The organism is Glutamicibacter sp. AGC46 (genome assembly GCF_053543715.1).
This window is the reverse complement of the sequence record NZ_JBLVOJ010000011.1, coordinates 209611-217459: the sequence shown is the minus strand read 5'-3', so window position 1 is coordinate 217459 and position 7849 is coordinate 209611. Positions and strand designations below refer to the sequence as shown.

Annotated in this window: 7 protein-coding genes; 2 read left to right on the top strand and 5 right to left on the bottom strand. The window is 58.8% G+C overall.

What is annotated here, in order from left to right:
* Positions 1 to 56: 56 nt before the first annotated feature.
* Together ACNPM8_RS06125 and htpX are read right to left on the bottom strand one after the other, a co-directional pair.
* Complete coding sequence (locus tag ACNPM8_RS06125; RefSeq protein WP_448939457.1) at positions 57 to 557, bottom strand: hypothetical protein; 501 nt, start codon at positions 555 to 557, stop codon at positions 57 to 59.
* 311 nt (positions 558 to 868) lie between these two features.
* Positions 869 to 1747: a zinc metalloprotease HtpX gene (htpX, locus tag ACNPM8_RS06120; RefSeq protein WP_105656899.1), complete on the bottom strand. Its 879-nt coding sequence runs from the start codon at positions 1745 to 1747 to the stop codon at positions 869 to 871.
* Between the two features lie 238 nt (positions 1748 to 1985).
* Between htpX and rarD the strand changes: the two genes are divergently transcribed.
* Positions 1986 to 2924 (top strand): EamA family transporter RarD, encoded by a 939-nt coding sequence (gene rarD / locus ACNPM8_RS06115; RefSeq protein WP_448939456.1) that lies wholly within the window; start codon positions 1986 to 1988, stop codon positions 2922 to 2924.
* 94 nt (positions 2925 to 3018) lie between these two features.
* Here the strand turns inward: rarD and gabT are convergent, their stop codons facing one another.
* The 3 genes from gabT to ACNPM8_RS06100 form a co-directional block, all read right to left on the bottom strand.
* The gene (gabT, locus tag ACNPM8_RS06110) at positions 3019 to 4362 is read right to left on the bottom strand and encodes a 4-aminobutyrate--2-oxoglutarate transaminase (protein WP_426733806.1); all 1344 of its coding nucleotides are present in this window, start codon (positions 4360 to 4362) and stop codon (positions 3019 to 3021) included.
* Positions 4363 to 4565: 203 nt separating this feature from the next.
* Positions 4566 to 4709, bottom strand: coding sequence for a methionine/alanine import family NSS transporter small subunit (locus tag ACNPM8_RS06105; protein ID WP_332487043.1), 144 nt, complete (start codon positions 4707 to 4709; stop codon positions 4566 to 4568).
* Positions 4710 to 4711: 2 nt separating this feature from the next.
* Positions 4712 to 6319, bottom strand: a complete 1608-nt coding sequence (locus ACNPM8_RS06100; protein ID WP_426733804.1) for a sodium-dependent transporter — start codon at positions 6317 to 6319, stop codon at positions 4712 to 4714.
* 114 nt (positions 6320 to 6433) lie between these two features.
* Here ACNPM8_RS06100 and ACNPM8_RS06095 point away from each other — a divergent pair, with 114 nt between their 5' ends.
* Positions 6434 to 7837 (top strand): PucR family transcriptional regulator, encoded by a 1404-nt coding sequence (locus ACNPM8_RS06095; RefSeq protein ID WP_400342025.1) that lies wholly within the window; start codon positions 6434 to 6436, stop codon positions 7835 to 7837.
* Positions 7838 to 7849 lie beyond the last annotated feature (12 nt).

The window sequence follows — 7849 nt, the reverse complement described above, 5'->3', positions numbered from 1 at the left end:
GGAAACCCCCCCGCGCTGCCATTCTGCGCACCACTGGAGCATGGACCCGGAAAGGATCAGCGCTGATCCTCGTCGCGCTTCTGCTTCTTCAGCCTCTTTGCTTCTTCGCGGGCCTTCTTCGCGTAGTACTGTTCACGAGTCCTTTCCCTGGCCCGCCGCTTGATATCAGCAACATCATCAGCGAAGTGGTCCTGGGTCATGGCTTTGAATTCATTGAACTTCGCGGCCATCTCTTCCGGCGAAGGTCCCGGCACCCATGGTTTGATCCAGAGGATCTCAGCGGCGTTGCATGCGGCAACGAGCACTGTCACAAAACTGCTGTCACGCAATGAGCTGGTAACTGCATAGGCCGCAGCAAAGCTGACCACGATGGACACCACGAATGGAAGGACGACGTACAGCACTCCCCCGGGGTTGGGACGGCGTTCTTTCAGGACAATCGGTCGAGCGATGATGGCGCCGAGGATTTCCGAGAGGAGATACGAGATCGCCAGCGCGATAGCGAATGTGCCGAAAGCAGTGTCGAGGGCAATCCATGATGAGCAAATCCAGGCCACTAGCAGGCAAGCCAATCCTTTGACCGTTCCGGTGGCCAGTTGACCGGCTATGGCATCCCCAAGCCTGGGCAGAAGTGCCGCGTCGTCGTCTCGCGTCCTTGCTCCTTGCTCCTTCATCAGACGGCAGGGAGTCTTCTCCTCGGTGCCGCTACGATCAGCCTATTTTTGCCTAACTAGGGCAGACAAAGATCTTCACCTCATCCTTTAGTAGGAGGGTAGATAACTAACTGTTCAACGGGAAAGGCCCAAAACAAGCTAAAGGCCGCATCTCCATATGAGATGCGGCCTTAAGCCCAGGAGCTGCTTTGCACTTAGTACCCGCGTCCGCCAGCCATCGCTTCAAGCCGTGCGATGCGATCCTCCATAGGCGGGTGGGTGGAGAACATGCGCTTGAGGCGCGAGCCGAATGGATTGGCGATCATCAGGTGCGAGCTGTTGACCAGCTTCTGGTCATTGGAAGCCAGCGGAGCCTGCGTAATCCCCGATTCCAGTTTCCGAAGCGCGCTCGCCAACGCCAGCGGATCATTGGTCAGCTTGGCTCCGTCCTCGTCTGCATCATATTCGCGGGTGCGGCTCACGGCCATCTGGATGATCGACGCTGCCAGTGGCGCCAGCAGGGAAAGGGCAATCAAGGCGATCGGATTCACCCCGCGGTTGTCATTGCTGTTGCCGCCGCCGAAGAACATCAGGAACTGGGCAACGGAGGTGATAACGCCCGCAACCGCGGCGGCGACCGAAGAAGTGAGGATGTCCCGGTTGTAGACATGCATCAGCTCGTGACCCAGCACCCCGCGCAATTCGCGTTCGTTCAGCAATTGCAGGATGCCTTCGGTGCAGCACACCGCCGAATTCTGCGGGTTGCGGCCGGTGGCAAAGGCGTTCGGCGAAGTGGTTGGCGAAACGTACAGTCGCGGCATCGGTTGCTGCGCGTTCATCGACAGCTCACGCACGATTCGGTACATTCCCGGCTGTTCCGCTTCGCTGACCGGGTAGGCGTGCATCGAGCGCAGAGCCAGCTTGTCGCTATTCCAATAGCTGTAGGCAGTAGTTCCGAGGCCGATCAAGGCAAATATCCAAATGAACATTGAACGGCCGGTGCCCGCAGATATCAGCGAGCCAATGGCCAGCAGCAGGGCAAACATTCCGCCCATCAAAAAGGCGGTTTTGAGTCCGTTGTTATGTCCATGCACGGCGATGCACTCCCTCAATGAAGCAAACCAAGTTGGTGTTCTCTAGTCTAGTCAACGACTGGAATTCCATTTATGTTCCGGTGAAAATATCACAGTGCCGTGTGGAATGGCAGGCACCGCCGGCCTCGGGGAATATCCAGACGGCGGGAACGTTGTAGTTTTAAGATGCGGTTCCACAACTTATTTCCCGGTGGGCCGCTCCCTTGATCCATTTTGTTTCTGAAAGTGTGCGTCCTGCATGTCCGTAAGTACCGCTAAACCGATCCGTTCAGAACATAGCTACGGACTGATCCAAGGCACCACCGCGTACCTGATTTGGGGCATGCTCCCGGCTTACTTCCTATTGCTGCCTGACATCTCGGCCTTCGAATTCGTTGGCGTTCGCGTGATCTTCTCGCTGGTTTTCTGCCTGCTGCTGCTGGCGTTCACACGCCAGGTCAAGCAGTTCCTTGCGATGTTCAAGGATTCCAAGACCATCTGGCAGTTGGGACTGGCTAGTGTTCTGATTGCAGCTAACTGGACTCTCTATGCACTGGCGGTCTTGACCGGACATGTGCTGGAAGCCTCGCTGGGCTACTTCATCAACCCAATTGTGGCAATCCTTCTGGGTGTCGTCGTCCTGAAAGAAAAATTGCGTCGGCTGCAATGGATCGCTGTTGCCATAGCCACCGTTGCTGTACTTGTCTTGACGATCGGCTTGGGACAGGTCCCTTGGATTTCCCTCGGCTTGGCTTTCTCCTTTGGCTTCTATGGCCTGGTGAAGAACAAAGTGGGCCAAAGCGGAACTGCGCTGGGGTCCTTGACCATTGAAACCGTCTGGCTGACCCCGTTGGCCATCGGCTATCTGGTTTGGCTGGCCGTTGACGGGAAGTCTGCGCTGTTCTCGGCTGATGTTCTTGGCCTCTCGCTTTTGGCAGCGAGCGGCATCATCACCGCAGTACCGCTCCTGCTCTTCGGGGGTGCAGCTCGTCGCCTGCCTTTGAGCACCCTGGGCTCATTGCAATTCCTCGCCCCGCTCTTGCAGTTCATCCTGGGCCTGCTGGTCTTTGGCGAGCACATGCCATTCGAACGCTGGGTTGGTTTCGCCTTGGTATGGGTTGCGGTGCTCTTCGTGCTCGTGGACATGATGCGAATTCCACGCATTGGCTCCATGCCGGAACCGAAAAAGTTGGTCTGAACGCCCGGTTGCACTCACCGCCGATACAGCGAATGCCTCGAATCTCCCGTGGGAGGTTCGAGGCATTCGCCGTCTAGGACCAGTTTTGAGCTACTTAGGCGATAGCCTTGCGGATCGCATCTTCCAATACGTTGAATGCATCTTCGAGCAGCTCGTCGCCGATCACCAGCGGAGGCAAGAGGCGAACCACGTTGCCATAGGTGCCGCAGGTGAGGATCAAGACGCCCTGGGCCAGGCATTCGGCTGCGATGGCCTTGGTCAGCTCGGCGTCCGGCTCCTTGCCACCAGCCTTGACGAATTCCATTGCGACCATGCCGCCACGGCCACGGATGTCGCCCAGTTCCTTGATGTCCTTCTGCAGCGCACCGAAGCGGGTGAAGAACTTCTCTTCGATCTCGCGGGCGCGGCCCGCCAAGTCCTGCTCTTCCATGAACTTGATGGATTCCAGAGCCGCGGCCACAGCAACCGGGTTGCCGCCGTAGGTGCCGCCCAGGCCGCCACCGTGCACCGAGTCCAGCAGTTCGGCACGGCCGATAATGCCAGACAGCGGCATGCCGCCGGCGATGCCCTTGGCCAGGGTGATGATGTCAGGCTCAATGCCTTCGATGTCCGAGGCGAACCAGGCACCGGAGCGTGCGAAGCCTGCCTGGACTTCGTCGGCAACGAAGACAATGCCGTTTTCCTTGGCCCATTCGGCGATGCGCGGCAGGAAGCCGGTGGCCGGAACGATGAAGCCGCCCTCGCCCTGGATCGGCTCGATGATGATCGCAGCGATCTGGTCGCCGCCGATCTGCTTCTCCATTGCCAGGATCGCGCGCTCGGCTGCTTCCTTGCCGGAGATGTTCGGGTTCTCTTCGCGGTATGGGTAGCTCATTGGCATGCGGTAGATCTCCGGTGCCAGTGGGCCGAAGCCGCGCTTGTATGGGGCGGCCTTGGCGGTCAAGCCCATGGTGAGGTTGGTGCGGCCGTGGTAGGCGTGGTCGAAGGCGACTACTGCCTGGCGGCCGGTGGCAATGCGGGCTACCTTGATGGCGTTCTCTACCGCTTCGGCACCGGAGTTGAAGAAGACTGCACGCTTCTCGAAGTTGCCCGGAGTGATGGCAGCCAGCTTCTCGGCCAGCTCGATGTAGTTCTCGTACGGAGCGACCATGAAGCAGGTGTGGGTGAAGCGCGCTGCCTGTTCGGCGACGGCTTTGGCTACTGCCTGATTCGAGGCGCCAATGGTCGTTACGGCGATGCCGGAGCCCAGGTCAATCAGCTGGTTGCCATCGACATCGACAATGATGCCGCCATCAACCTCTGCCGCATACACCGGCAGGCTGGAAGCTACGCCGGCAGCAACTGCCTTGGCTCGGCGTGCGGTCAGTTCCTGCGACTTCGGGCCGGGGAACGGACCATTGATCTTGCGCTTCTGGTCAATGCGGTAGGTAACGTCCATGTGATTGTCCTTCCAGAAATTATTCGTGAGCTCACTGGCCCTATTGTCTCTATAACTAGAGAGTATTCTCCCGGCTGCCCGGCCACTACGCGGATCGGCACAACACGTTTCGTGTCGCATAGTGCATCTGCACAGGAAAAGGCCTCTTCATTCCAAGCCGGGGCTTGAAACGAAGAGGCCTTCGATCCAGATGCTTGCAGGTTCTAGTTGCCTGCCGAGCCAGCAGGCTCGATCACATCGTCATCGTGCTTTTCAGGATGGCGATTCAGGCTGATCAAGGCGATGGCCAGGCCTCCCCAAATGGTCAGCATGGAGATAATCATGAAGACAATCGCTATAGGACTCATGGCTAGTATTCCTTCCTGGACACTTCAGGGACTTCTTCTGCCTCGACGTTCGCACGATGCTGATCGAACTCGGGGTCGTTTTTCTTGGAGTTCTTGCTCCAAGGGACCAGGGACAGCAGGACCGCGCCGACAATCAATGCCCCGGCCATGCCCCAACCGAAGATCCCGAGGAACCAAACAGGGTAGTCCTCATAGGGAGTTGCAAGCTTGGTCTGGATTTCATTGATCAGCATGTAGCCCAAGACAGCTGGGCCCACGCCGCCGACCAGGACCATCCAGCCGGTACCCAGCTTGATGGAGCTGTGGCGGTTCAAGTGCTTGGCCAGCTTAGGCAGCATGCCCAGGCCTGCACCGAAGACGATCACGATCACCAGTGCGCAAGCGAGGATGCCGAACTGGTTCACGAACGCATCCATGGTGTCCAGCAAATACAATCCAGTGGTGGTTGGGAACAAGATCATGGAGATCAATGCCACTGGAACGACAACAACCAGGGTGGCCGACTGGCGCTTCCAGCCCAGCTTGTCCTGGAAAGCCGCAACAATCACCTCGAGGATCGAGATCAACGAGGTAATGCCGGCAAAGACCAGCGAACCGAAGAACAGCACGCCGATGACGCCGCCCAAGGGAGCCTGCGAAACGATGGTCGGGAAGGCGATGAAGGCCAGGCCGATTCCGCTGGTTGCCACATCGTCGACGGAGCTGCCGGCGTTGTACGCCATGAATCCCAGGGCCGCGAAGACGCCGATGCCGGCGAGCAGCTCGAAGCTGGAGTTGGCGAAAGCTACAACGTAGCCCGAACCGGTGAGGTCGCTCTTGCGCTTCATGTAGGACGAGTAGGTCACCATGATGCCGAAGGCCACCGACAGCGAGAAGAAGATATGGCCGAATGCCGCTGCCCACACCGAAGGATTCGACAGCGCCTCGAAGTTCGGCGTGAAGAAGGTATTCAAGCCGTCCACAGCACCTGGCAGGAAGACCGACTGGATAACGAGAATCAGGAACATCACGATCAGCAAAGGCATGAAGATCGCGTTGGCCCGCGAAATGCCCTTGTTCACGCCAGCAACCATGATCACGATGGCGATCAGCCAAACGCACAGCATCGGGAAGAAGACGCTGCCGACGAAGTCGAACCCGACAGTGACATCGTCCGCGACCTGCAGGAAGTCGCCCATGAAGAATCCGGCAGCCCCGTCCGGGTTCTTATCCCACGCCTTGGTGACCGAGAACCAGCAGTACATCGCGGCCCACGCAATGATGGCCGCGTAGTAGATGGCGATGATGAAGCAGACCAGCACCTGCCACCAGCCCAGGGCCTCGGCCTTGCGGTTGGCCCGGCGGTATGCCAGCGGAGCAGAGCCGCGGTAGCGGTGACCGATGGAGTAGTCGAGGAACAGCAACGGAATGCCGGCGCAGAGAATTGCGACCAGATATGGGATCAAGAATGCGCCGCCGCCGTTTTCGTAGGCGACGTAAGGGAAACGCCAGATGTTTCCCAGACCAACGGCCGAACCAATCGCTGAAAGGATGAACAACTTTCGGGAGCTGAAAGTTTCACGCTTCTCGGTTGCGAGTGGAGCGCCCTGTGATGAAGATGGAGTGCTCATGTGTCTAAGCTACTGCAAAATTTTCACATTGTGGTCATTTTTCGAGGTCGCGTGTCCATATTTTGAGCAATTTGCTGAATCGGGAACTTTTCGCCATCCCTCTAGAATGGCTACATGGCAATTAGTTTACGCGGTCTTCTGGAACATGACGAGCTCGACCTTCGACCGCTGACTGAACACACTCATCGCGATGGCATGGTCATCACCTGGGGTGCGGTGACCGAGCTGCTTGACCCGTCGCAGTTCCTCACCGGGCGAGAAATCGTGTTGACCACCGGGGTGCGCCAGAAGACCAAGGCCGCACAGCGGCAGTTCGTCAAAGTCCTTGCGGCCAACGATGCCGTAGCCCTGGGTTTCGGCACAGGCCTGGAACACGCCTCAGTCCCGCAAGCGACGGTTGAAGCGGCCCGCGAAGTAGGGCTTCCGGTCTTCGAGGTGCCCTATCAGATACCCTTTGCCGCAATTACCCGGCTGATCGCCGAAGCACTGAATTCCGACCACCTCAAGCGTGTTGAAAGCCTGCTGAAATCCCACCAGAAGCTGGCCCAGACACTGCTTTCCTCGGATCTGGACAGCATGCTCGAGGAACTCGAGCGAATGCTCGGCACCCAGGTAGCGCTGACTCTGCACGGCGAAGTGATCAGCGGGGACTATGATCCTGCACGTTCCTGGAATGAACGACCGGTGGCCACGGGTCTGCGTGATAAGTGCACCCTGCATATTGCAGAACCCTATGTCCACCATCCAGTGGTCGATTACGCGCAGTCGCTGATCGGGCTGGAACTGGCTAATAAATCCCGTCTGCGCGCCTCGCAGCGCCAGGCCAACGGCCAGGTGCTCGAGGACCTCGCCACTGGAGCCCTGGTTGGCGCCGATGCCGCTGGCCGGCTGGGGGCACTTGGCTTGAATACCCAGCGTGAGCACTCGGTCATCCTGGTGCAGGCTCCGGCACAGGTCGAGCGCTTGCAAACCCTGCCGCTGCCCGCCGATCTGTCCTCGCAGGTCTCAGCCATCATAGATGGCCGCTTGGCGATCATTGTCGCGCACAGCAAGCTGCAGCTGTCCATCAAGCACCTCGACGAGTATCTGCTCGCGGCCGGCCTTCCGGCTCGGGTGGGCTACGGCGGGCGCTACCCGAATACCACCGGCATCCGCTGGAGCTACTTCGAGGCCCTGGAGTCCCTGCGCCACGGAGAGCGGGTCAACGAACCCACCAAGCTTTCTCTCACCTCGCTCCTGCTCGCCGCCCACGATGTTCCGCTGCAGGATTTGGCCATCGAAGCCCTGGGCCCGCTGCAGGAATTCGACGCCTCCCACGATTCCGACCTATTGCTGACCTTGCGTGAATACCTCAACCGCGATGGCTCGGTGGGGGCCGTGGCCGAGTCCTTGGGCCTGCATCGCAACACAGTGCGCTACCGGATCCAGCAAATTTCAGATCTCTCGGGCTACGACCCGAATGTGACTAGCGACCGAGTCCAGCTCTGGATCGCGTTGAGTGCCCTTGAGCTGGGCTAATCTCGATAGGAT

Bases quoted from the DNA above. Each gene is read 5' to 3' on its own strand.
- ACNPM8_RS06100 (WP_426733804.1), bottom strand. From the start codon at position 6,319: ATGAGCACTCCATCTTCATCACAGGGCGCTCCACTCGCAACCGAGAAG.
- ACNPM8_RS06105 (WP_332487043.1), bottom strand. From the start codon at position 4,709: ATGAGTCCTATAGCGATTGTCTTCATGATTATCTCCATGCTGACCATT.
- gabT (WP_426733806.1), bottom strand. From the start codon at position 4,362: ATGGACGTTACCTACCGCATTGACCAGAAGCGCAAGATCAATGGTCCG.
- rarD (WP_448939456.1), top strand. From the start codon at position 1,986: ATGTCCGTAAGTACCGCTAAACCGATCCGTTCAGAACATAGCTACGGA.
- ACNPM8_RS06095 (WP_400342025.1), top strand. From the start codon at position 6,434: ATGGCAATTAGTTTACGCGGTCTTCTGGAACATGACGAGCTCGACCTT.